At 76.3% G+C, this 23,578-nt stretch carries 24 protein-coding genes; 8 read left to right on the top strand and 16 right to left on the bottom strand.

The features are described from left to right. A partial coding sequence (locus tag EF903_RS10200) for a DUF1259 domain-containing protein (RefSeq protein ID WP_125542875.1) occupies positions 1-578 on the bottom strand: 578 nt, incomplete at its 3' end. Between the two features lie 194 nt (positions 579-772). Next, positions 773-1,282: a hypothetical protein gene (locus EF903_RS10195; protein WP_125542874.1), complete on the bottom strand. Its 510-nt coding sequence runs from the start codon at positions 1,280-1,282 to the stop codon at positions 773-775. Between the two features lie 200 nt (positions 1,283-1,482). On the opposite strand from EF903_RS10195, the gene EF903_RS10190 reads away from it, so the two are divergent. Beyond that, positions 1,483-2,601 (top strand): M20 family metallopeptidase, encoded by a 1,119-nt coding sequence (locus EF903_RS10190; RefSeq protein WP_125542873.1) that lies wholly within the window; start codon positions 1,483-1,485, stop codon positions 2,599-2,601. Positions 2,602-2,618: 17 nt separating this feature from the next. Here EF903_RS10190 and EF903_RS10185 read toward each other — a convergent pair whose 3' ends face one another. Then, a complete protein-coding gene (locus EF903_RS10185; RefSeq protein ID WP_125542872.1) occupies positions 2,619-2,882 on the bottom strand; it encodes a UBP-type zinc finger domain-containing protein in 264 nt (87 codons plus the stop codon). Positions 2,883-3,039: 157 nt separating this feature from the next. Between EF903_RS10185 and EF903_RS10180 the strand changes: the two genes are divergently transcribed. The 6 genes from EF903_RS10180 to EF903_RS10155 all read left to right on the top strand — a co-directional run bounded on the left by EF903_RS10180 (position 3,040) and on the right by EF903_RS10155 (position 11,171). Further along, complete coding sequence (locus tag EF903_RS10180) at positions 3,040-3,660, top strand: L-threonylcarbamoyladenylate synthase (protein ID WP_125542871.1); 621 nt, start codon at positions 3,040-3,042, stop codon at positions 3,658-3,660. A gap of 160 nt (positions 3,661-3,820) precedes the next feature. Further along, positions 3,821-4,048 carry a DUF6296 family protein gene (locus EF903_RS10175; RefSeq protein WP_125542870.1) on the top strand — a complete coding sequence of 76 codons (228 nt, stop codon included), beginning with the start codon at positions 3,821-3,823 and terminating at the stop codon, positions 4,046-4,048. Between the two features lie 139 nt (positions 4,049-4,187). Then, positions 4,188-5,072, top strand: coding sequence for a hypothetical protein (locus EF903_RS10170; protein WP_125542869.1), 885 nt, complete (start codon positions 4,188-4,190; stop codon positions 5,070-5,072). Further along, a complete protein-coding gene (locus EF903_RS10165) occupies positions 5,072-7,231 on the top strand; it encodes a bifunctional serine/threonine-protein kinase/ABC transporter substrate-binding protein (protein ID WP_125542868.1) in 2,160 nt (719 codons plus the stop codon). Before EF903_RS10170 ends, EF903_RS10165 begins: the two co-directional genes overlap by 1 nt. A 3-nt stretch (positions 7,232-7,234) precedes the next feature. Next, positions 7,235-9,430, top strand: a complete 2,196-nt coding sequence (locus tag EF903_RS10160) for a bifunctional serine/threonine-protein kinase/ABC transporter substrate-binding protein (protein ID WP_125542867.1) — start codon at positions 7,235-7,237, stop codon at positions 9,428-9,430. A gap of 334 nt (positions 9,431-9,764) precedes the next feature. Next, positions 9,765-11,171, top strand: a complete 1,407-nt coding sequence (locus tag EF903_RS10155) for an Ig-like domain-containing protein (protein WP_260615049.1) — start codon at positions 9,765-9,767, stop codon at positions 11,169-11,171. Between the two features lie 71 nt (positions 11,172-11,242). Here the strand turns inward: EF903_RS10155 and EF903_RS10150 are convergent, their stop codons facing one another. Next, positions 11,243-11,917 (bottom strand): DUF4360 domain-containing protein, encoded by a 675-nt coding sequence (locus EF903_RS10150; RefSeq protein ID WP_260615048.1) that lies wholly within the window; start codon positions 11,915-11,917, stop codon positions 11,243-11,245. A 48-nt stretch (positions 11,918-11,965) separates the two neighbouring features. Beyond that, positions 11,966-12,610 carry a DUF4360 domain-containing protein gene (locus EF903_RS10145; protein WP_125542866.1) on the bottom strand — a complete coding sequence of 215 codons (645 nt, stop codon included), beginning with the start codon at positions 12,608-12,610 and terminating at the stop codon, positions 11,966-11,968. Positions 12,611-12,948: 338 nt separating this feature from the next. Here EF903_RS10145 and EF903_RS10140 point away from each other — a divergent pair, with 338 nt between their 5' ends. Beyond that, positions 12,949-13,794 (top strand): class II glutamine amidotransferase, encoded by an 846-nt coding sequence (locus tag EF903_RS10140; protein WP_125542865.1) that lies wholly within the window; start codon positions 12,949-12,951, stop codon positions 13,792-13,794. Between the two features lie 70 nt (positions 13,795-13,864). On the opposite strand, the gene hypE is transcribed toward EF903_RS10140, so the two are convergent. The 11 genes from hypE to EF903_RS10090 all read right to left on the bottom strand — a co-directional run bounded on the left by hypE (position 13,865) and on the right by EF903_RS10090 (position 23,547). Beyond that, entirely contained in the window at positions 13,865-14,926 is a 1,062-nt protein-coding gene (gene hypE, locus EF903_RS10135; RefSeq protein ID WP_125542864.1) for a hydrogenase expression/formation protein HypE, read from the bottom strand. Next, a complete protein-coding gene (gene hypD, locus EF903_RS10130; protein WP_125542863.1) occupies positions 14,919-16,073 on the bottom strand; it encodes a hydrogenase formation protein HypD in 1,155 nt (384 codons plus the stop codon). Before hypD ends, hypE begins: the two co-directional genes overlap by 8 nt. Beyond that, complete coding sequence (locus EF903_RS10125; protein WP_125542862.1) at positions 16,070-16,411, bottom strand: HypC/HybG/HupF family hydrogenase formation chaperone; 342 nt, start codon at positions 16,409-16,411, stop codon at positions 16,070-16,072. The genes hypD and EF903_RS10125 overlap by 4 nt, the downstream gene beginning before the upstream one ends. Next, on the bottom strand, positions 16,380-18,782 hold the full coding sequence (hypF, locus tag EF903_RS10120; RefSeq protein WP_125542861.1) for a carbamoyltransferase HypF: 2,403 nt from the start codon (positions 18,780-18,782) through the stop codon (positions 16,380-16,382). The genes EF903_RS10125 and hypF overlap by 32 nt, the downstream gene beginning before the upstream one ends. Next, positions 18,779-19,603 carry a hydrogenase nickel incorporation protein HypB gene (gene hypB / locus EF903_RS10115; protein ID WP_125542860.1) on the bottom strand — a complete coding sequence of 275 codons (825 nt, stop codon included), beginning with the start codon at positions 19,601-19,603 and terminating at the stop codon, positions 18,779-18,781. Before hypB ends, hypF begins: the two co-directional genes overlap by 4 nt. A 3-nt stretch (positions 19,604-19,606) precedes the next feature. Continuing rightward, positions 19,607-20,008: a hydrogenase maturation nickel metallochaperone HypA gene (locus EF903_RS10110; protein WP_125542859.1), complete on the bottom strand. Its 402-nt coding sequence runs from the start codon at positions 20,006-20,008 to the stop codon at positions 19,607-19,609. Positions 20,009-20,156: 148 nt separating this feature from the next. Further along, entirely contained in the window at positions 20,157-20,270 is a 114-nt protein-coding gene (locus tag EF903_RS36075) for a DUF6893 family small protein (RefSeq protein ID WP_390336176.1), read from the bottom strand. Positions 20,271-20,307: 37 nt separating this feature from the next. Beyond that, a complete protein-coding gene (locus tag EF903_RS10105; protein ID WP_125542858.1) occupies positions 20,308-20,832 on the bottom strand; it encodes a hydrogenase maturation protease in 525 nt (174 codons plus the stop codon). Further along, complete coding sequence (locus EF903_RS10100; protein ID WP_125542857.1) at positions 20,829-22,229, bottom strand: hypothetical protein; 1,401 nt, start codon at positions 22,227-22,229, stop codon at positions 20,829-20,831. The genes EF903_RS10105 and EF903_RS10100 overlap by 4 nt, the downstream gene beginning before the upstream one ends. Further along, the gene (locus tag EF903_RS10095) at positions 22,226-22,927 is read right to left on the bottom strand and encodes a DUF6084 family protein (RefSeq protein ID WP_125542856.1); all 702 of its coding nucleotides are present in this window, start codon (positions 22,925-22,927) and stop codon (positions 22,226-22,228) included. Before EF903_RS10095 ends, EF903_RS10100 begins: the two co-directional genes overlap by 4 nt. Then, positions 22,924-23,547, bottom strand: a complete 624-nt coding sequence (locus EF903_RS10090) for a DUF5947 family protein (protein WP_125542876.1) — start codon at positions 23,545-23,547, stop codon at positions 22,924-22,926. Before EF903_RS10090 ends, EF903_RS10095 begins: the two co-directional genes overlap by 4 nt. Positions 23,548-23,578: the final 31 nt, after the last annotated feature.

Genomic DNA, 23,578 nt, shown 5'->3' with positions numbered 1-23,578 from the left:
GCCGCGGGCGGGGTGCCGGTGGCGGCGAGGACCGCCCGCAGTCCGCGGGCCGCCTCGACGGCGTCGTGCCCCATCGCGTGGAAGTGGGTCCACCACACGTCGGGTTCGTGGGCGAGCAGGTGCTTGTGGATGGCGGTCTGGCCGAATCCGTTCGCGTGCAGGGCGTCGGTGGCGCGCTGGAGCTCCGCCTCGACGACGACGAGGTCGCCGCGCACCACCGTCATCCCGTCGGCGTACGGGGTGAAGGCGGCGTAGGAGCTGAGCGCCAGCCCCGGGTGGACGGTGACGCCCTGGGAGACGACGGTCAGGTCGCGGCGCGGGAAGGCGACCCGGTAGACGAGGCCGGACATGAGGCGTCCGGGGCGCCCCAGGGCGGCCGCGACGCCCACCCAGTCGGCGTCGGTGGTGGGCACCGGCTCGATCGGGGTCCGGGCGGCGGTCCCGGCCGCGGTGCCGGCTGCGGCAGCGGTGGCCGTCGCGGATCCGGCGAGTACGGGTGCGAGCGCCGCTGCGGTCAGCAGCCGGCGCCTGGATGTGCCGGCGGGGGCTTCCCCGCCGGGCCGTCGGTCTCGGGTCATGGTCAACGCCCTCCGTCCGGTCCGTCGACAGGCGATGCAACCACGGCGCACCGGCCGCGGGACGCAGACCGGCGCCCGCTGCGGGCCGGACGGGGGAAAGGCTCACCCGTGCGGGGCGGGCGCGGGCCGCAACGGTGACGCAAACGCGTGAGGCGCGGGTTCGGGCGGGGCCGGCCGCGGGCGGTGTCGGCCCGTCAGGAGAGGGCGGAGACCCGGAAGACCGCCTGCGCCGTCTCGCTGTCGATCAGGCGGGAGAGCCGGCGCATCGGCGCCACGCCCTCGGCCAGGGTTCCGCGGGCGACGCTCGTGTCGATGTCCTGGCCGACTCGGTGCCACAGCGGGGGGTTCGCCGTGAGGACCCGCGGGTCGAGCTCGACGCGGTTGCCGTCGGTGTCGGTCAGGACGAGCCGCTGCGCCAGCCCGTCGTGCCAGACCACCGAGGCCAGCCGGTCGGTGCGGACCCGGCGCCTGCGGACGAGGCCGCGGGTGGTCAGCCGCCCGGGGGCGGCGCTGACCCGGGTGGGCCACAGGACGACGAAGAGGACGGCACCGAGCCCCGCCCAGACCGCCGTGCGCGGCCAGTCGGTGAAGCCGGCGGCGGCGTCGACGCCTAACAGGAGCGAGGTCAGCACGACGGCGGTGCCCGCCGAGGCTCTCGCGTCCGGGGCCCATCCGCTGTCCTGGACAGCCTTCGGTTCGGCCACGGGAAACCCTCCCCACATCAACACATCAACAAGATCAAGGTGTACAACGCATTCAACTACCCAGGGACACGGCGGGCAGTCCCTCCGGGGGTCCTCCGGCGGCAGGTTGGCGCATTCGGGGCGTTCGATGACGCTTTGCCGCGCCCTGCGCGGCAAAGGCGGGGCCCGGCCGGAGGCGGAGCGCTGCGTACCCTTGCGGCATGACGATGCACAGGACCGGCCGCGTACGTGTCGAAGCGATGCTCGAAGACCTCAGGACACTCGTCGAAGTCGAGTCCCCGTCACGGGACGTCGAGGCGCTGACCGCGTCGGCGAAGGCGGTCGCGGGGGTCCTGGAGGGCCGGCTCGGCGGGCAGGCCGTCCTGGTCGACAGCGAGGCCGGTCCGCACGTCCACTGGTCGGGCGGCGGGGAACCGCGCGTGCTGGTCCTCGGCCACCACGACACGGTGTTCCCGCTGGGCACCCTGGAGCGGCGGCCGTTCGCCGTCGAGGGCGGGCGGGTGACCGGGCCGGGCGTGTTCGACATGCTCGGCGGGCTCGTCCAGGCGGTGCACGGCATCGCGGGCCTCGGCGACCCGTCGGGCGTGGAGATCCTGGTGACAGCGGACGAGGAGGTCGGCTCGCACACCTCGCGGGCGCTGATCGAGGAGCGGGCGCAGGCCTGCGGCGCCGTCCTCGTCGTGGAGGGAGCCGCCGACGGCGGGGCGCTGAAGACCGGCCGGAAGGGCTGCGGGTCCTTCCACGTCTCCGTCGCAGGCCGCGCCTCGCACGCAGGGCTCGAACCGGCCGCCGGGGTCAACGCCCTCGTGGAAGCGGCGCACCAGGTACTGGACATCACCGCGCTCGGCCGGCCGGAGGCCGGCACCACCGTCACCCCGACCGTCGCGTCCGCGGGCACGCTGGACAACGTCGTCCCGGCGGAGGCGAGCATCGTGGTGGACGTCCGGGTGGAGACGGCGGACGAGAAGGAGCGCATCGAGTCCGCGTTCGCCTCCCTCGTCCCGCACCTGCCGGAGGCGGAGATCACGGTGAGCGGCGCCGTCGGCCGGCCGCCGATGCCCGAGGCGGCGTCGGCCGAGCTGTTCGCCCTGGCGAAGGGGCTGCTGCCGTCGCTGGAGGGCAGGGCCGTCGGCGGAGGCAGCGACGGCAACTTCACGGCCGCGCTCGGCGTGCCCACCCTCGACGGCCTCGGCGCGGTCGGCGGCGGCGCCCACGCCGACCACGAGTACGTGCTGGTCGACACCATGGTGGAGCGCGCCGAGCTGGTCGCGGGCCTCGTCCGCGCGATCCGCGAGCAGCCGCGGCCCGCGGCCCGCTAGAACGGAGCGGCCCCGGCTCACACGAGGGCTTCGTGGACGAAGCACCAGCGCCAGTCCTCGCCGCGTTCGAAGGAGCGGACCACGGCGTGTCCCGTGTCCGTCGCGTGCGCGCGGGCGTGCCGCATCGGCGAGGAGTCGCAGCAGCCCACGCGGCCGCAGACCAGGCACAGCCGCAGGTGCACCCACGGGGAGCCGAGGCGCAGGCAGTCCTCGCAGCCTTCGGGGGTGCGGGGCGTGACGGGGCGGACCATGGCGAGGTGCGGGTCCGGATTCGTGCTCATCGCCGCCTCCCGGGTGTCGCGGCCGGTCGGATGCCGGGCCGGCGGGGCCGCGGGGCGGCGGCCCCTTTCCAGCATGCGCCCGGCGGCCCCCCGGGGCCGCCGGGGAGCGGGCCGGGCAGCGGCGGCGGGGGCGCGGCCGATCGCGTAGGCTCGGCGGATGGCGAAGTACTTCGACGTCCACCCCGACAACCCGCAGCAGCGCACGATCAGCGGCGTCGCGGACAGCATCCGCTCGGGGGCGCTGGTGGCGTACCCCACCGACTCCTGCTATGCGCTGGGCTGCCAGCTCGGCAACCGGGAGGGCCTGGCCCGGATCCGGTCCATCCGCCGCCTCGACGACCGGCACCACTTCACCCTGGTGTGCCGGGACTTCGCCCAGCTGGGGCAGCTCGTCAACATCGGCAACGACGTCTTCCGCGCCATCAAGGCGGCGACGCCCGGCAGTTACACCTTCATCCTCCCGGCGACGCGGGAGGTGCCGCGGCAGCTCCTGCACCCGAAGAAGAAGACCGTCGGCGTGCGCATCCCCGACCACACCGTCACGCAGGCGCTCCTCGCCGAGCTGGGCGAGCCGCTGCTGTCCAGCACCCTGCTGCTGCCCGACGAGAGCGAACCGCTCACGATCGGCTGGGAGATCAAGGAGCGGCTGGAGCACTCCGTGGACATCGTCGTCGACTCGGGCGACTGCGGGACGGAGCCGACGACCGTCGTCGACTTCTCCGGCGGCGCGCCCGAGGTCGTCCGCCACGGCGCCGGGGACCCGTCCCGGTTCGAGTGAGGCGGCAAGGCGGCTTCGGGACGGCCGGCGGGCGCGCCGCCGGCCGTCCCGGCGCCCCCGCCCGTCGCGGCCGCGGCGTCGGCCGGGTGCGATGCGGCCCCGGCGGTGGGCGCGCATCATGGGAGGAGACGCTCGGTTCGCTCGGCGAAGGAGGGCGCGGATGAGTTCCCAGCGCTTCGAGCTGGTGTTTTCCGAGGAACCGGACGGCCGGGAGGACGTGGTGGTCGTGACCGCGACGGGCCTGTCGGGCCCCGGCGGGCACCCGGTGTACGAGGACCCGACCGGCATCGTGCGCGCCGAGATCAGCGACCGCGGGGAAGTCCGCGTCCTGGCCTCCGGCGGCGGGCAGAGCCCGGCCCGTGTGGTGCGCGCCCGACCGGTGGACTGACCGCCCGGTCCCCCGTGTCGCCCTGCGGGTCCGCGGCCCCGACTCCCGGGCCGTGGCGCCCCGTTCGGCTGCCCTTCAGGCCAACGATCTTCGCCCGTAAGGCACTTGACACGCGGATGTGCGGGGTACGATCTCCGCCGTGACGGGGTCGGGGGTATTCGGACGTCCGGGCGGACTGCGAGCCCGCGGCTGCGCGACGGCGGCCGCGGCCCTGCTGGCCCTGGCCGGGTGCGCCGCGGAGGGGACACCGGACGCGGAGGGCGGTCCGGGCGGGTCCCCGCGTCCGCCGGCGGCTTCGGGCGGGGCCACCGCCGGCGCGCCGGCCCCGTCCGGCAGACCCGACCCGTCCGGCAAGCCGGGCGGCGGCGCCGCCCCGTCCGCCGTGCCCGCGTTCGACCCGGCCAAGCAGCCGGCCGACGCCGCCGCGGCCCGGGCGCTCCTCGACCGGGTCCTGGTCGACACGGAGGCGTTCGGCCCGGACGTGCGGCGCAGCTCCCCCTTCGAAAGCCGGCCGGGCCGCTGGCCCGTTCTCGACGCCGACTGCGTGTGGCAGACCTCCGGCCTGCCGCCCGGCGTGCTCGCCACCCGGACCCGCTACTTCCACATCCCGGCCGGCGACGGCCGAGGCCGGGTGCGGATCAGCGCCACGGTCACCGTCCACCGCGACCCGTCCGGATCCGGCTGGGAGACCGCTCAGGCCATGGAGGAGGTGCTGCGCTGCCCGCAGCAGGTCCTGGGCGCCGGAGAGCGGCTGCAGAACCTGTGGGGCGCCTCGCTCTACCTGGGGGAGCAGCTGAACGGCTGGACGGAGGACGCGTTCAGCGAGTCCGGCGAGTACGTCGGCGAGGAGGACGGCGGGCCGCACCCGTACGTGTGGTCGCAGGGGCAGTTCGGCCCGGTCACGATGGCGGTCGCCGGCCGGGGCGCGGCCGGGGTCACCGCGCAGGCCGTTCGGGCACTGGTCGTGCAGGGGACCAGCCGGATGATGCTCCAGGCACACGGCGCGCTCGCGAAGGAGGGCTGATGGAGCGGCTCCACCCCGCGGACCCCTCACGGCTCGGCGGGCACCGCCTGCTGGGGCGGCTCGGTGCGGGCGGCATGGGCGTCGTCTACCTCGGCCGCACGGACGACGGGGCGCTCGCCGCGGTCAAGGTCATCCGCGCGGAGCACGCCGACGAGGACGACTTCCGCGCCCGGTTCCGGCGTGAGGCGGCCATCGCCGCCCGCGTGGACAGCCCGTGGGCGGTGCGGGTCACCGGGGCCGACCCGGACGCGGCCGAGCCGTGGCTGGCCACCGCGTTCGTCCCCGGCCCCTCGCTGGCGGAGGCCGTCTCCGCGCACGGCCCGCTCCCGTTGCGCGCCGTCCGGCTCCTCGGGAAGGCGCTCGCCGGGGCGCTCGGGGTGATGCACGGCCAGGGCCTGGTCCACCGGGACGTGAAGCCCGCGAACGTGCTGCTCGGCATGGACGGCCCGCGGCTGATCGACTTCGGGATCGCGCGCGGCGGCGAGCACACCGCCCTGACCTCCACGGACGTCGTCATCGGCACTCCGGGGTTCCTCTCCCCCGAGCAGGCCAGGGGGCTGCCCGCCGAGCCCGCCGGGGACGTGTTCTCGCTGGGCTGCCTGCTCGCGTACGCGGCCACGGGGCGGCTGCCGTTCGGTACGGGCGCGGCGGAGGCGGTGCTGTACCGCACCGTCCACGACGAGCCGGAGTTCGGGCCGGAGGTCCTCGCCGATCCGGAGCTGGCCGCGCTGCTGCGCAGGGCCCTCGCCAAGCACCCCGAGGAGCGGCCCACGGCCCGTGAGGTGGACGGGGCGCTGACCGAGGACGCGCCGGGAGCGGGCACCGGGTGGCTGCCCGACCCGGTCGTGGCGGTGATCGCCGAGCGGGCGGCCGCGCTGCTGGCCCTGCCGGGGATCGAGGAGACCGTCGCCGACTCGGCACCCGGCGCCGCCGCGGCCGGCGGGCGCGGTCCGACGCGGCGGCGGCTGCTGGCGCTCGGCGCGGCGGGCGCCCTGGCCGCGGTCGGCGGCGGGGCCGCCGCCTGGCTGTCCCTGCGCGGCGGCAGCGGGGCCTCCGGCGCGGCGGGCGGGCGGCGGTGGCTGCTCGGAGTGCACGCCGACCTGTCGGGGCCGCACAAGGCTGCCGGGCTGGCGCAGGAGCGCGGGGTGCGGCTGGCCGTAGCCGACTTCAACTCCCGTGCGCGGCGGCCGTTCACGCTCGGGGTGGTCACCGCGGACGACGGCGGTGCCGCCGACAGGAGCGCCGCCGCCGCGGCCGGGCTGGTCGGCAACCGGGACGTCCTCGCGGTGGTCGGCCCGACGGCCAACGCCTCGGTGATGGCCTGTCTGGAGCCGTACGGGGAGGCCGCGCTGCCCGTGCTGACGGTGTCGGCGCTCGGCACCTCGTTCGGGGTGGCGGACCGGCGGAGCTTCTTCCAGAACTCCGCGCTGTCCCTCGGCCAGGGCTCCGCCGTCGGCCTGCAGCTCGTCCGGGGCCAGGGGGCGCGGCGCCTGGGCCTGCTGTGCGACCGCGACGGCGACTCCGAGGGGTGGCAGGCGGTGCTGCTGCTCAGCCGCACCCTGGGCTCCGCCGACCCGGCGGCGACGGCGTACGCGCGGGTCGTGCCGCGGGGCGCGCAGGCCCTGCCGCAGGTCGTCGCCGACATGCTCGCGCACGGCGTCGACGGGTTCTTCTACACGGGCACCCCGGCGGGCGCGGCGAAGACGGCGGGGCTGCTGGCCGACGCCGGGTTCCGCGGGCCGCGCGCCGCCGACTACGGGATCGCGGGCCAGGAGTTCCTCGCGCAGGCGGGGGCGGCCGCCGAGGGCTGGCAGTTCCTCACCCCGTACACCGGCCCGGAGGCGCCGCGGACCGCGCAGCTCGCCAAGGCGCACCGGGACGCGTACGGGGAGGCGCCGGGCATCTGGACGGTCGAGGCGTACGACACGGCCGCCCAGGTCATCGACCGGCTGGCCGCGGCGGCGGCCGCGCGGGGCGGCGCCCGCCCGACCCGCGCGGAGCTGCTGGCGGCCCTGCCCGGCGGCACCTACCAGGGCCTGGCGAAGGAGTACGCGTACGACGAGCAGCGGCAGGTGAAGGGGAACATCTACTTCCTGCACCGGGTGGAGGGCGGCCGGATACGGTTCGTGGGTCCGGCCGTCCGCGAGTCGGCCGGGTAGCGGGTGCGCCCGCTCCTGCCCGCCGACCCGGCGTCGGTCGGCGGGCACCGGCTCCTCGGACGGCTCGGTTCGGGCGGGATGGGCACCGTGTACCTGGGCCGGTCCCCGGCGGGCGTCCTGCTCGCGGTGAAGGTGATCCGGGCCGACCACGCCGCGGACCCTGCGTTCCGGGCCCGGTTCCGGCGGGAGGCGCAGGCCGCGGCGGGGCTGTCCGGGCGGTGGGTGGTGCCGGTGGTCGCCGCGGATCCGGAGGCGCCCGAGCCGTGGCTGGCCACGCCGTTCGTGCCCGGGCCGTCGCTGTCCGAGGCGGTGGGCGCCCACGGGCCGCTGCCGGCGGGGAGCGTGCGGACTCTGGGGGTGCGGCTGGCCGAGGCCCTGGAGCAGGTGCACGCGGCGGGGCTGGTGCACCGCGACGTCAAGCCGGGGAACATCCTGCTCGCGCCGGACGGGCCGCGGCTGATCGACTTCGGGATCGCGCGGGCGGTCGGGGCGACGACGCTGACGGCGGCCGACGCGGTCGTCGGGACGCCGGGCTACCTGCCGCCGGAGCAGGCGCGGGCGGGTGCGGGGGCGCCGAGGCCTGCGGGGGACGTGTTCTCCCTCGGCTGTGTGCTGGTGTTCGCCGCGACCGGGCGGGGGCCGTTCGGCGGCGGGCACGCCGCCGCCGTCGTCTTCCGCACGGTGCACGACGAGCCGGTGCTGGACGGGGTCCCCGCGGAGCTCCGGGAGGCCGTCGCGGCGTGCCTGGCGAAGGACCCGGCCGTGCGGCCGCTCCCCCTGCGGCTGCGGGAGGCACTCGGCGGCGGCACGGAGCCGGCCTGCGGGGACGGCGGGAGCGGCGCGGACGGCGCGGACTGGCTGCCGCCGCCGCTGCCGCGGCTGATCGCCGAACGCTCCACCCGCGCCCTGGAGCTGCCCGCCCCCGAGCCCACCCGCCTCGACGGGCCGCAGGCGCCTTCCGGCGTGCGGGGGCCGGGCAGCGGCCGGCTGACCCGGCGGCGCCTTCTGGCGGTCGGCGGGGCGGTGGCCGCGGCGGCGGTTCCACCGGCGTGGCTGGCCGCGCGCGGCCGTGGACCGGGCGGGGCCGCCGCGCGCGGCGCGGCGGTCGGACCGGTGTTCACCGTGGCCCTCCAGGCCGACCTGTCGGGGCCGGGGAAGGCCGAGGGGCAGGCGCACGAGCGGGGTCTGCGGCTGGCCGCGGACCGGCACAACGCGCGCAGCGGCGCCCCGTTCCGGCTGGCCGTCCGCGCCGCGGACGACGGCGGCGACCCCGCGCGGGCCGCGCAGGTGATCGGGGGGCTCGTGGCGGACCCGTCGGTGGTCGCGGTCGTCGGCCCCACCGCGCAGGACGCCGTGCCCGCCCTGGCCGCCGCCTGCCTGGCCGCGGACCTGCTGCTGCTGCCCGTGTCCGTCCACAGCGGGGCGGCGGCCCAGTCCGACTGGCGGACGGTGTGCGACACGCGCGGGAAGCCGGAGGAGATCTCCCTGCCGGTGCTGCACTACCTGTCGCGGGTGCGTCCCGTCTCGCACACCGCGGTGGTCGAGCAGGAGGGCGCGGCGGAGACGGACTGGGAGCTCACCCGCATGCTCCGGCACACACCCCCGTCGCAGGGCACCGTGAGCGTCCACCGGATCCCGGGCGCGGCGGGCGCAGCCGACCTGGCGGGGGTCGTGGACGCGATCGTGCGGGCGGGAGCGCAGGCCGCGGTCTTCGCGGGGACGTCCGCGGGGGTCGCCGGCCGGTTCGCGCGGACCCTGGCCGGTGCCGGGTTCGCGGGTCCGCGGATGGCGACGGGCCGGGTGATGGCCCCCGCCTTCCTGGAGGCGGCCGGCGGGGCGGCGGAGGAGTGGGTGTTCGGCGCGTTCTTCACGGAGCCGTCGGCCGTGCCCGCCGCGGCCGACTTCACCGCCGCGCACCGGGCCGCGTACGGGGCGCCGCCGGCCCGGTGGGCCGCCGAGGCCCACGATGCGCTCGGCCTGGTCGCGGCCGCCCTGGCCGCGCTGGGCGAGGAGGGCCGCGACCGGCCGGGGCTGTCGCGGCGGATCTTCCGCACCTCCTACGAGGGGCTGGCCAAGCCGCTGGCCTTCGACGCCACGACGCGGACGCTCGCCGGGCTGCGCGTCGCGCACCTGTACCGGGTCCGGTCGGGCGCCTTCGCGTACCTGGGCCCGTACGCGGACGTGACGGCCGCCACATGACGCGCCGTCACGTGCGGGCCGCCGCGTGACGGCGCCGGCCCCGCCCCGGTGGCCGGAGCGCTGCCGGGTGGCTGCTCCGTACGGGTGCTCTTCGGCTCCCGTTCGGCCCCACCCCCCGAGCGCATGATCATCCTTTCGGCCCGCGGTCGTCTTTGATGCTCCCATCCGGCCATGGGCGATCTGGGAGGGCCGCATCCCGATGTCTCCGACACACTCCGCACCGCACCCACCACGGGAACCACTGGCCGCGCAACCGCCGCAGGATGCACCCGAACGGCGGTCGCCCGGCCCCTCCCGGTCCCGGCGGAGCCGGGCGTGGAGCGTCGCCGCCGCCGTGACGGGCGCCGCCCTGCTCGTCGCCGCGGCTCCCGGCAGCGCACCCCGGGGGCCCGCGGACGGCGGCGCCGCACCCGCCTCGGCCGGCGTGGTGCTGCTGGTGGGCAGGGCGCTTCAAGAGGGCGGCGGATCCGCGGCGGGCTGCGCCGCCGCGGGGGGCCGGGCCGGCCTGTGCCCGGGCTGGCGGCAGCAGCGGGTCAGGGCCACCGCCGACGGCGCGGGCGCGGTGCTGCGCGAGCCGCGCGGACGCGGCGCCGTGCGCACGGCGCGCACGGTGGTGCTGCCGACCGACCCGGGCGGCCCGCTGGAGATCGGGCTGGCCGGTCCCGGGCTGCTGACCGACGTCACCGTGCAGGACGCGCACGGCCGGCACGTCGGCGGCGTCCTCTCGCCGAAGGGCCTGCACTGGAACAACACCGAGCCGCTGCGGGCCGGCGAGCTGTACACGGTGCACGTCGGGGCGCAGGACGCGGCCGGCACGCCGGTCGGGGCGACCATGGCGTTCCGTACGGCGCCCGCTCCGAAGGGCGGCCGGGTGACGGCCGGGTTCGGGCCGCGGCCCGGCACGTACGGGGCGGGGCAGATCGTGACGGCCTCGCTGAGCCGGCCGATCCCGGCGGCGGACCGGGAGGCGCGGGCCAGGGTCGAGCGGTCGCTGGAGGTCACATCGGAGCCGGCGGTGCAGGGGGCGTGGCACTGGGTGGACCCCTCGACGCTGCACTACCGGCCGCGTGCGTACTGGCCCGCGCACGCGGTGGTGCGGGTGCGCAGCGGGCTGGACGGGGTGGACCTCGGCGAGCACGGCCACGGCGGGCCGTCGGAGCCGGTGGAGTTCGCCATCGGGGACCGGGTCGAGGCCCTGACGGACTCCGCGGCGCACCTGATGACGGTGCGCCGCAACGGCCGGGTGCTGCGGACGATCCCGGTGACCACGGGCAAGGAGGGCTTCCGCACCCGCAGCGGCATCAAGGTGGTGCTGGGGCAGGAGGCGCGGGTCCGCATGCGCGGGGACACGGTCGGCATCGGGCGCGGCACGAGCGAGTTCTACGACCTGTCGGTGCGCTACGCGACACGGGTGACCTGGAGCGGCGAGTACGTGCACGCGGCGCCGTGGTCGGTGGACGCGCAGGGGCGGGAGAACGTCAGCCACGGCTGTACGGGGATGAGCACGGCGGACGCGGCCTGGTTCTTCGACACGGTGCGGATCGGGGACATCGTGGAGGTGGTCAACAGCGGCGGTGAGCCGATGGAGCCGTTCGCGAACGGGTTCGGCGACTGGAACCTGGACTGGAAGGCCTGGCTGGCGGGCAGTGCGCTCGCCCCGGAGGCGGCGGAGGCCGGCCCTGCGGCGGCGGTGTCCGCCGCGGCGCCGCGGACCCCGGCGCGCCTGCTGCCGATGGTGTGACGCGGACGTGGGTGGGCGCTGCACCCGCGGCGTCGCGGGTGCAGCGCCCGGTACCGCGCCGGGCGGGCCGTCTACCGGGGGGCGGGGCAGGCCTGCCAGGCGAGGTGGTACAGGGTGCTGACGCCGGCGTCGGTGGAGTCCATCGTCATGAAGCTCGTCGCGGCCTGCGGGTTGGAGGTGCCGGCATTCACCCGCAGTTCGGTGTTGATGTTGAAATTGCGCTTTTCGCCGCAGGGCGCCCAGACGAGGTCCGCGTATTCGGTGCGGTCGGTCGCCTGCCAGTTGTCGTTGAAGGGTCCGTTGAACTGGTGGGTGCGCTGCGTCGTCTGCGGCATTCCCTGGAAGTAGTAGTTCGCGCGTTCCTGGCCCCATGCGCCGGGCTGGAGGAATGCGAATCCGCGGTAGTCGGCCTGGACGATCGCGTAGGTGAATCCGGAGGGCACGTGGACCCGCAGGTTCAGCTGGCAGTTCTTGCGGAACGCGGTTGGCGGGGCGCCGGGGCCGACCTGCGCCAGGTAGTCACTGTAGGTGACGGTGAAGGCCGTGTTGTCGGGGGCCACGGCCACCTCGGCGGTGCCCTCGCGGCATCCGGATCCGTTGACCGTGGCGAGCTCGATCACGATCTTGTCGGGTGGCGCGGTGATCTGCGGGGTGTGGCCGGCGGCGCCGGCCGGGGTGGTCGCCGCGGCGGCGAGGACGGCGGCCGCCGCGCCGGTGAGCAGGGTGCGGGACAGGGAAGGGGACATCGTCGTCGCTCCTGACCGTGATTCGGGTGGGCCGGTGCTCCCGCCGGGTCAGGACCCGGGACAGGTCTTCCAGGCGAAGTGGTAGACCGTGCTGACGCTGCCGTCGGTGGAGTCCATGCTCATGAAGCTCAGCGACTGCGGGTTCGAGGTGCCGGGGTAGACGCGCAGCTCGCTGTTGACGTTGAGGTTGCGCTCCTCGCCGCACGGGGCCCAGACCAGGTCGGCGTAGTCGGTCTGGTCGGTGGCCTGCCAGTTGTCGGAGTACGGACCGTGGAACTGGTGGAGGGTGCGGGCGGTCTGCGCCATGCCCTGGAAGTAGTAGTTGGCGCGCTCCTGCCCGTAGGCGCCGCGCTGGAGGTGGGCGAAGCCGCGGTAGTCGGCGCGGGCGATGGCGTAGGTGAAGCCCTGCGGGACGTGGACGCGCAGGGCGAGCTGGCAGTTCTTGCGGAAGTCGGTGCCGCCGGAGCCGGCACCGGTCTGGGCGAGGTAGTCGCTGTACGTGACCGTGAAGGAGGTGTTGTCGGAGGCGGCGGCGACGGTGGCGGTGCCCTGGGGGCATCCGGATCCGTTGACGCCGACCACGTCGACGGTGATTCTCCCCGGCGGCGGGGTGTCGGTGTCGGCGTGGGCCGGTGCGGCCAGAGCGGTGAGCGCCGCCAGTGCCGCGGCGACGGTCAATCTGCGGATCGCCATCTGGATTTTCCCCATTCCTCCGGTGCCCGTTCCCGAATTTCGGCATGGACATGCCACCACGGGTTTTGCCGGCGCGGAAAGGTGCCGATACGGCCAACCGCCTCCGGCCACTCCGGCTGGCCGAATTCCGCGCCCGCCTCCACCGCCCCGCACCCCGCCCATCAGCCCCGCTCCCCCGGCCGCGGCCGGCCGGGCCGCACGCGCCGCCCGCGTACTCTGACCGGAACCCCGCGGACCCGCCCGTCCGGGCAGGCCGTACTCCGGCCGCCGGTCCGCACGGCGCACGCGGCGCCGTGCCGCGTTAGGCTCGGACGGGGTGCAGGAGAGGGATGATGCGCATGTGTCGATGGCTGGCCTATTCCGGCTCGCCGCTGCTGTTGGACGCGGTTCTCTACCAGCCGGAACACTCACTGATCAACCAGAGCCTGCATGCTCGGATGGGAGTGGAGACGACCAACGGCGACGGCTTCGGGATCGGCTGGTACAGCACCGACGCGGCCGCGAACGGCACCCCCGCGGTGTTCCGCGACATCGGGCCGGCCTGGAGCAACCGCAACCTCCGCGAGCTCGCCGCCCACATCCGCTCCCCGCTGTTCTTCGCCCACGTACGGGCCTCGACGGGCTCCGCCATCCAGCAGACGAACTGCCACCCGTTCCGGCACGGCCGCTGGCTGTGGATGCACAACGGGGCCATCACCGACTTCCAGCGCCTCCAGCGCGACCTGTGCATGGCCGTCGACCCGGCCCTCTTCCCCTGCATCGAGGGGTCGACGGACTCCGAGGTGATGTTCTACCTGGCCGTCACGTTCGGCCTGGACCAGGACGTGCCCGGGGCGGTCGCCCGCATGGCGGGGCTCGTCGAGCGGGTGGGCAAGGAGCACGGCGTCGCCGACCCGCTCCAGATGACGGTCGCCGTCAGCGACGGAGACCGGGTGTGGGCGTTCCGCTACTCCAGCTCCGGCAGGTCGCGCTCGCTGTTCTACAGCAGCCGGGCCGACACCGTGCGGGAGCTGTACCCGGAGCTGCCCTACCTGCGCGAGGTCTCCGACGACACGCGGCTGGTGGTCTCGGAGCCGCTGGGAGACCTGCCGGGGCTGTGGAACGAGCTGCCCGAGGCGAGCTACGTCGTGGTGCCGGCGGACGGCCACGAGGACTGCCTGCCGTTCATCACCGAACTCCCCTGACTCCGGCCCGCCGGCACCGGCCGCCGGTCCGCCGCGCCCCGTGGACGGGCGCGGCGGACCGGCGCGGCCGTCAGCAGATCCGGGGCAGCTGCTCCCCCAGCGGCAGGTCCAGCACGCGCGTACCGCCCAGCCCGGTGCGCGCCACGACCATGCCGGGGTGCTCCTCCACGGCCCGGCCCACGATCGCCGCGTGCCGGCCGAGCGGGTGGGCGCGCATCGCCTCCAGGACGGCGTCCGCGTGTCCGGGCGGTACGAACGCCACGAGTTTGCCCTCGTTGGCGACGTAGAAGGGGTCCAGGCCCAGGATGGCGCAGGCGTTGCGGACCGGCTCCGGGACCGGCACCCGCCCCTCGTCGAGGACCACGCCCGTGTCCGAGGCGGCGGCGATCTCGCCGAGCGCCGCCGCCAGCCCGCCGCGCGTGGGGTCCCGCAGCACGTGCAGGTCGGGCGTGACGGCGAGCATCGCTTCGACGAGCCCGATGAGCGGGGCGCAGTCGCTGACGGTCTCCACGTCGAAGCCGAGGCCCTCGCGGCAGCTCATCACGGCCACCCCGTGCGCGCCGATCTCGCCGCTGACGATGACCGCGTCGCCGGGCCGCACGCGCTGCGGGCGCAGGTCCACCCCGTCGGGGACGAGCCCGATGCCGGCCGTGGTGATGTAGATGCCGTCGCCGTGGCCGGCCTCCACGACCTTGGTGTCGCCCGTGGCGACCTCGACGCCGGCGGCCCGCGCGGCGGCGCCGAGGGCCTCGGCGACCCGGGCCACCGTGGCGGTCTCGACGCCCTCCTCCAGGATGAAGGCGCAGGACAGGTAGGCGGCCCGGGCCCCGCTCATGGCGAGGTCGTTGACGGTGCCGTTGACCGCGAGGTCCCCGATGCTGCCGCCGGGGAAGAACAGCGGCCGCACCACGTAGGAGTCGGTGGAGAAGGCGAGGCGGGCACCGCCCAGCGTGACGGCCGCGCTGTCGCCCATCCCGGCCAGCACCTCGCCGCCGTAGGCGGGGGCGAAGACGTGCCGGACGAGCTCGGCGGAGAGCGCTCCGCCGCCGCCGTGGCCCATGACCACGCGGGGGTGGTCGCGCAGGGGTGCCGGGCAGGTCCAGCCGGCGACGTCGAGGACGGTGTCAGACAACGGGGCTCGCCTCCAGAGGGGGCTGCGGTGCGGGCTGCGGGGTGCGGGCGGGCGGCGCCGTGCCCAGGCGCCGGTAGAGGTAGTACGCGGCGCAGGCGCCCTCGCTGGAGACCATCGTGGCGCCGAGCGGGGTGCGCGGGGTGCAGGCGGTGCCGAACGCCTCGCACTGGTGCGGCTTGAGGAGCCCTTGGAGGACCTCGCCGCTGCGGCAGGCGGCGGGCTCGCGGGTGGTGATGCCGGACACCGGGAAGCGGTGCTCGGCGTCGTACTCCCGGTAGCGCTCCGAGAGCCGCCAGCCGCTGTCGGGGATGGTGCCGATGCCGCGCCAGGCCCGGTCGGTGACCTCGAAGACGTCCTCGATCATCGCGAGGGCGGCCGGGTTGCCCTCGGGGCGCACCGCCCGCGGGTAGGCGTTCTCGACGGTGTGCTCGCCGCGCTCCAGCTGGCGCACGGCCCTGCGGACGCCTTCGAGGATGTCGAGGGGTTCGAAGCCGGTGACGACGACGGGCACCCGGTGGCGGTCGGCCAGCTCGGGGTACTCGGCGGTGCCCATGACGCTGCACACGTGCCCGGCGGCCAGGAAGCCCTGCACGCGGCAGCTCGGCGACTGCATGATCGCCTCGATCGCCGGGGGGACCCGTACGTGCGAGACGAGCAGGCTGAAGTTGCGGATGCCGAGCTTGCGCGCCTGGTACACCGTCATGGCGTTGGGCGGGGCGGTGGTCTCGAAGCCGATGCCGAAGAACACGACCTGCCGGTCGGGGTTCTCGCGGGCGATGCGCAGGGCGTCGAGCGGGGAGTAGACGACGCGGACGTCGCCGCCCTCGCTGCGGACCCGGAAGAGGTCCTTGCCGGTTCCGGGGACGCGGAGCATGTCCCCGAAGGAGCAGAAGACCACCTCGGGGCGGGCGGCGATGGCGAGGGCCTTGTCGATGACCTCCAGCGGCGTCACGCACACCGGGCAGCCGGGGCCGTGGATCAGCTCGACGCCCTCGGGCAGGAGCTGGTCGATGCCGTGCCGGATGATCGTGTGGGTCTGGCCGCCGCACACCTCCATCAGCGCCCACGGCCGCGTCACGGAGGCCCGGATGTCGTCCAGGAGCCGGCGGGCCAGCCCGGGGTCCTGGAACTCGTCGATGTACTTCACCGCTGCCGCGCCTCCCGCGCCGTCCCCTCGGCCTCCGGCCCTGCGCCGGAGGTGCTTTCCTGTACGCCCGCCTCGGCCGCCGCCCGCTCCCAGGGGTCGCCGAACTCCTCCTGGAGCATGCCGAGCTCCTCGAAGAGCTCCAGGGTGCGCCGGGCGGACTCCTCGTCGAGCCGCTGGAGCGCGAACCCGACGTGGACGACGGCGTACTCGCCCACCCGGAGGTCGGGCAGGTACTCCAGGCACACCTCCTTGACGACGCCGCCGAAGTCGACGCTCGCCATGCGGGTGCCGTCCCGCTCGCCGATCTCAAGCACTCTGCCGGGTACCGCCAGGCACATGGCCTCCTCCTTGCTGTGGGTGGTGCCGGTTTCCGGCCGCCGCGACCATCAGCTGGCCCAGGGCCAGCCCGCCGTCGTTCGGCGGGACGCGGTGGTGGCGCAGGACGGTGAAGCCGCGGCCGCGCAGCAGGCGGGCGCAGGCGGAGGAGAGCACGGTGTTGGCGAACACACCGCCGGTCAGGGCGGCGGTGCCGAGGCCGTGCCGTTCGCGGGCCAGGACGGCGAGGTCGGCGACGAGTTCCGCCACAGCGGTGTGGAAGCGGGCCGCGATCAGCGGCGGCGGGGTCCCGGCGCGGAGGTCCGCGACCACGGCGGCCAGCAGGGGCGCCGGGTCGGCGGTCACCGGCGCGTCCCCGGCCGCCGGGGCACGGAGCGCGAACGCGTACCCGGCGGCGGAGGAGGACGCGGGCCCGGGGGCCGCGAGGGCGGCGGCCTCCAGCTCGACCGCCGCCTGGGCCTCGTATCCGGCGTGGTGGCAGACCCCGGCGAGCGAGGAGACGGCATCGAAGAGCCGGCCCATGCTGGAGGTGGGGACGCAGTGCAGGCCGCGCTCCAACTGGCGCTCCAGGACGCGCAGTTCCTCAATGGGGCAGGCGCCGGTGCAGGGGAGGTCCGGCGCCCAGGGCAGTCCGGCGGCCCGCAGGTGGGAGAGGGCCATGCGGTAGGGCCGCCGCACCGCGGCGTCGCCGCCCGGCAGCGGAACGTACGCCAGGTGCGCGAAGCGCCGGTGCCCCGCGTAGTCGGCCAGGAGCACCTCGCCGCCCCACACGGCGCCGTCGTCCCCGTGCCCGGTGCCGTCGAAGGCGAAGCCGATGACGCGCTGCCGCCCGTCGAGGCCGTGCTCGGCCATGGCGGAGGCGATGTGCGCGTGGTGGTGCTGCACTCCGGTGAGCAGGCGGTCCCCGGCGGCGCGGCGGGCCCAGGCGGTGGAGCGGTAGCCGGGGTGCCGGTCGGCGGCGAGGAGGGCGGGGCGGACGCCGGTGATGGACTCCAGCTGCGCTTCGGCCCGCTCGAAGGCGGTCTGCGTGGCGAGGTCGTCCATGTCGCCGATGTGCGCGGACAGCCAGGCCCTGCGCCCCTCGCCGAGGCAGAAGGCGTTCTTCAGGTCGCCGCCGGCGGCGAGTACGGGCGGCACGGGCAGCGGCAGCTCCAGCGGCAGCGGGGCGTGGCCCCGGGCGCGGCGCAGGACGAGGGGCTCGCCGTCGCAGACGCGGACGACGGAGTCGTCGCACGGGACGTGGATGGGGCGGTCGTGGGTGAGCCAGGCGTCGGCGAGGCCGGCGAGGCGCTCCAGGGCCTCGGCGTCGTCGGTGACGATGGGCTCGCCGGACAGGTTGCCGCTGGTCATGACGAGCAGGCGGGGGCCGGGCGGGTCGCCGGGCAGGCCGAGCAGCAGGTGGTGCACGGGCGTGTACGGGAGCATGACGCCGAGGTCGGGGCAGCGGGGGGCGACGGCGTCGGCGACGCGCACCCCGCCGGCGGCCGCCGCGCCGGGGAGGCGGCGCAGCAGGACGACGGGCCGGATCGGGCCGGTCAGCAAGGCGTGTTCGGCGGGGCCGATCCGTACGAGGCCGGCCAGGTCGGCGGTGCCGCGGGCCATCAGGGCGAACGGCTTGTCCCCGCGCCCCTTGCGGCGGCGCAGCGCGGCGACCGCCGCGGCGTTGGCGGCGTCGCAGGCGAGGTGAAAGCCGCCGAGGCCCTTGACGGCGAGGACGGCGCCCTCGGCGAGCAGGCGGCGGGCCTGCGCCACCGGGTCCCCCGCTTCGGCGGCCTCCCGCGGCGGGGTTCCGGCGAGGAGGCGCAGCCGCGGTCCGCAGGCCGGGCAGGCGACGGGCTGGGCGTGGAAGCGGCGGTCGGACGGGTCGGCGTACTCGCGGGCGCAGTCGGGGCACATGGGGAAGCGGGCCATGGTGGTGTGCGCCCGGTCGTACGGCAGCCCGGTCACGATGGTGAAGCGGGGGCCGCAGTGCGTGCAGGTGATGAAGGGGTGCCGGTACCGCCGGTCGGCGGGGTCCGCGAGCTCGGCGAGACAGGCGGCGCAGGTGGCCGTGTCCGGGGAGACGAGGGTGCGGGAGGGTCCGCCGGTGCGGGAGGGGGCGATGGTGAAGCCGGCGCCGCCTGCGACGGGCACCTCGCAGTGGTCGACGGCGTCGACGACGGCCAGCGGCGGGGCCTCGGCGGCGAGCCGCTCGCAGAAGGCCGACACGGCGTCGGGCGCGCCCTCGACCTCGGCGACGACGCCGTCGGGGGTGTTGGTGACGTGCCCGGCGAGTCCGAGCCCGGTGGCGCGGGTGTACACGTACGGCCGGAAGCCGACGCCCTGGACGACGCCGCGCACGACGACCCGACGGCGCTGCACGGCCTCCGTCATCGGGTCGGCGCGGTGGCGGGCCGGGGGCGTCCGGCGTCCTCGCCGGGACCGCCGCCGGGGTGGTCCCGGTGGCCGTGGTCGTGCTCGCCGTGGTCGTGGCCGCCGTGGTCGTGGCCGTGCGGGTGGGCGGGCTGCCGGCCGGCCATGACGGGGGCGTGGACGGGCCCGCCGTCCGCCGCCGCCAGGGCGCGGTCGAGCAGCGCGCCGGCGCCCTCGCCGGTGCGCGCGGAGGTCTGCAGCACCTCCACGCCGGGGTTGACCCGGCGGACGTTCGCCCGGAAGGCGTCCTCGTCGAAGGCGGCCGCCTCCGCGATGTCGGTCTTCGTCACCACGACCAGGTGGGCGAGGCCGAAGGCGGTGGGGTACTTCAGCGGCTTGTCCTCGCCCTCGGTGACCGAGGCGAGGACGACGCGCAGCGACTCCCCGAGGTCGTAGGAGGCGGGGCAGACGAGGTTGCCGACGTTCTCGACGAACAGCAGGCGGGTGCCGTCGGGGAGCCAGCCGTCGAGGTGGCGGCCGAGCATGTGCGCCTCCAGGTGGCACAGCCCGTCGGTGAGGACCTGCTTGACGGGGACCCCCGAACGGGCCAGCCGCGTCGCGTCGTTCTCGGTGGCCAGGTCCGCGGTGAGGGCGGCGACGGGCACGCCGCGCTCGCGGGCGAGGCCGAGTTCCCGTTCCAGGAGGGCGGTCTTGCCGCTGCCGGGGCTGGACAGCAGGTTGACGACGGCGGTCCCGCGGGCGGCGAGCGCGGTGCGCAGGGCCTGCGCGGCGGAGGCGTTCTTGGCGAGGACCGCCTGCTGGAGGTCGACCACACGGCACATGCTTCAGTGCTCCTCGACGATGGGTTCGCGGGTGGGGGCGGCGTCCGGTGCCGGGCGGTCCTCCCAGCGGACGCCGGCGATCTCCAACTCCCGCCCGGCGAGCAGGGCGACGCCGTCGGCCCGGTCGCAGTCGGGGCAGACCAGCAGGGGCGGCATGCCCGTGGGCCACTCGGCGGTGCAGGCGCCGCAGCGGGCGCGGCCGGGGACGGGCTCGGCGGCCAGGGCGGCGCCCGCCAGGAGGGTTTCGGCGCAGACGAGTTCGAAGCAGAAGGCGAGGGCGTCGGGCACCACGCCGGCCAGCTCGCCCACCCGCAGGCGGACTTCGGCGACGGCGGTCGCCCCCGCGGAAGCGGCGGCCTCCTCGACCTGGGCCACCACGGCCATGGCGATCGACATCTCGTGCATGGGACTCCGTCCTGCCGGGCCCCATTAGACGGCGGGCGCGGAGGCGCGGGGGCCGGGCGCGCCGGTACGCCGTGCCCGGCGTCCTCCGTTCGGCCGCGGGACGGCGCACCGGTGTCGGGCCGTGCGGCCCGCGGCGGCGGCCCGCCGGTCACATCCTGCGGATGTGGAGGTAGCGCCGGACGTCGGGCAGGAACGCCTTCAGCAGGGCGGCGGCGAGGGTGGTGCCGACCGCGGCCGCACCGCAGATGATGGCCTTCTTCACGTGGTCCTCCTCTGTTCGCGGCGGCGCCCGGTGCCGGTCACGGCACCAGGTCGCCGTCGGGGGTCTGCTCGGGCGTGCGGTGGACGAGGTCGAGCACCGTCCGGACGGCCTCCGGGACGGCGGCGGCCGCCTGCGGGCTCAGGCCGATGCCCTCGTCCAGGCAGGCGGGTTCGCAGCCGACGACCCAGATGCGGCGGGGCGGGGCGGCGCCGGTGCCGGCGCAGAGGGTGTCCAGCAGGGCGAGGACGGTGTCGGGGGTCATCCGGTGCGCGTCCAGGACGGTGCCGGGCGGGGCGGCGCCGCCGGTGGCGGCGGCGGCGTCGATCAGGTAGAGGGTGCCGGGTTCGCCGCCGCGGGCGGTGGCGTCCACCAGGACGAGGGTGTCGTACCCGTCGAGGAGCCGGTAGGCGAGGTGGACGCCGCGGACCCCGACGTCGGCGGTCTCGACGCCCTCGGGGAGGTCCGCGGCGTGTTCGGCGAGCCGCCGGACGGCCTCGACGCCGAAGCCGTCGTCGCCGAGGAAGACGTTGCCGATCCCGGCGACCAGGGTGCGGCCGCTCACGCGTCCTCCAGGGGGGTGACCTCGTCGGGCTGGAAGTACAGGAAGCGGCCCTGGGCGCGGCGGACGTCCGCCCCGGGGTCGCCGTCGACGGTGACGGCGAGGTGGACGGCCCCGTCGACGTCGTGCAGGACGGCCTCGACGAGGGCGGTGCTGCCCAGGAGGAAGAGGTCCTGGGCGTCGGTGCGGCGCAGGCCCGGCCGCAGCACGACGCGGCTGCCGGGGCCGACGGGGACGCCGCCGACCACGACCCGCTCGGGTGCCGGGGCGGCCGGATCCCCGGCGGGGTCCCACCAGGGGGTGCCGGGCCGCCGAGGATCCTGCCCGTCGGCGGGCGGTGCGCCGCCGGCCGGCGCGGTGGCCTCCCGGAAGGCGCGGACGGCGCCGTGGAGGCGGTCGAGCACCTCGGGGGGCATCGTGTCGGCGAGGTCGATGACGGCGGCCGCCCGCGGGTCGGTGCCGCGTGCCTCGCGCTTCTCCTCGTCGGTCAGGGCCGCGGTGCGCAGGGCGAGGATCTCGTCGATCTCGGTGGCGTCGTACATGGCGCCGGCGCTCTCGGGGGCGATGCGCGGGTGGTCCTCCAGGATGATCGGGGAGGACAGGACGACGTCGGCGCGGCCGCCGTCGCCGGCGAGGACAGGCCAGGTGTGCCGGTTCGCGCAGTCCGCGACGACCGCCCGGGCCCATTCGGGCGGGTCGGTCGGGGACAGGAACGATCCGGCGCTCAGGCCGAGCAGCAGGTGGGCGGCGACGAGGGAACGGGCCAGGGCGGCTTCGCGGCCGGCGCCCGGGGGCGGTTGCCAGTCGCTGGTGTTGTCGACGGTGGCGGTCAGCTTCAGCGCGCGGTAGGGCAGGTCGAGCTGCTCGGCGCGCAGCCGCAGGACGCCGTCGAGGCGCTCGGCGCGCCGGACGAGCCGGCCCGCCTGCCGGCCGGCCGCGTCGGAGACGGGTTCGGCCTCCTCGGCGGCCGGCCGGGCGAACGGCAGCTCGACCACTCCGGCCTCCAGGTCGGCGACCGGGACGGTCATCCGGACCGTCTCCTCGGTTCCCTCGTCCCAGGGGACGAGGACCCGGTCGGGCAGGCGCAGTTCCGGTACGGGGGCGAACGAGCCGTCGGCGCGGGCCTCTTCGACGGTGCGGCGGCGGGCGTGCAGGAAGCGCAGTTCGACGGCGAGTTCGGCGTCGCCGCGGGGCTCCATGACGAGTTCGGTGTGCTGGGCGGAGGGCTCGCCGCCGGCGGGGCCCCAGGCGGGCGGGACGAGGACGCCGAACTGCCAGCGCATCCGGTTCTTCGCGGCGGAGGCCCGGTAGGGGTAGAGGACGTAGCCCTCGAAGAGCACGGCGTCGGCGACCTGCCGGGCGTGGCCGAAGCGGGAGGCGGTCGGGGCGGGCGCGGTCACGGGGCCGTCCTTTCTCCGGTGCGGGGCAGCACGGCGCCCGCCCAGGCGGGCCCCTGGGGCTCCGGGTCGGCGGCGCGGGCGGCGTCGAGCAGGGCCCGTACGGTCTCCTCCCAGGAAGGCAGGGCCAGGCGGGAGCGGTAGGCGAGGAGTTCGGCGATCGTGTCGCGGCGCAGGCGCAGCCAGCCGCAGCCGGGGAAGTGCTGCTCGATCATCTCCCGCCAGACGGCGACGGGCATCGGGCAGCGGGCCTCGCGGTCCCAGGGAACCGGCTCGACGCGGAAGCCGCCCGCTCCGGTGAACGCGGTGCCGGAGAACAGCATCAGCAGCGGCACGTCGCCGTCGTCGAGGGCGGCCAGGTAGCGGGAGGCCGCGACGTCGGTGTCGTAGGTGCAGGGGACGGGGACGTCGGTCTCGGTCTCGCCGGTGAAGCCGGGCACCATGACGGCGACCTGGGCGAACTGGATCGGTTGCAGGGTGCTGCCCCAGCGGGAGCGGTCGCCGAACAGGTCGTGCAGCGCTTCGGCCTCGCCACTGCCGTATGCGCGGCGGGCCGGTTCGATGCGCAGCTGGCAGCGCAGGGCCAGGGCGTGGACGGGGCCGCCGCCGGAGGCGGTGATGCGGAGCCGGAAGACGAGCGTGGGGCCGGCGGCGTACGGGTCGCTGCGGACGCCGGTGCAGGTGAAGGCGAGTTCGGTCACGGCCGCCCCCGCCCGGGGTCGGCGGCGGGCAGGGGTGTGGCGCGCCGTTCGACGTGCCGGAAGAAGGCGTCGAGGGCGGCGCGGGCCTCCGGGCCGCCGTCGAAGCCCTGCCACAGCAGGCGCATGCGGCCGACGAGTTCGTAGCAGATGTCGATGGGGACGAGGTGGCACTCGGTGCGGTCCGGGGTGTGGCGCAGCAGGAGCGCCTCCACGTCGGGTTCGAGGAGTGCGGCGAGGCGGCCCGCGCCGAGCACGGCCTGCCAGGTGTCGGGGTCGAGTTCGCTCTCGGTGGCGCCGGCGGGGCTCGGGTAGAGGGCGACGAGCCGGTCGAGGGCTGCGTTGCGGAAGAAGAACGCGACGCCGACGGGGATCCGCAGGGCTTCCCAGGCGGTGTCGTCGAGCCGGTGGGCCGGGTCGGCGAGGTAGCGGTCGGGGACGGTGCGGTAGCGGCCGGCGCCGGCGCCCGGCCGGTCGAAGAGGAGGGCGCAGGGGGTGCAGGCGCACACCAGGGTCCGCTTCTCCGTCTCGACCAGGTGGCGGTGGCGGTCCTCGGCGACGGGGGTGCCGCACAGCTCGCAGACCTCGGGGCGCGGCGCGCGGGAGCGGGTGAAGCGGCGCAGGCCGCGGGCGGCCGGGGGGCCGGCCCCGGGG

The sequence above is a fragment of the Streptomyces sp. WAC05292 genome, assembly GCF_003949955.1.
Taxonomy (GTDB): Bacteria; Actinomycetota; Actinomycetes; order Streptomycetales; family Streptomycetaceae; genus Streptomyces; species Streptomyces globosus.
The sequence above is the reverse complement of the archived record's forward strand: the minus strand, read 5'-3'. Positions and strand labels throughout refer to the sequence as shown.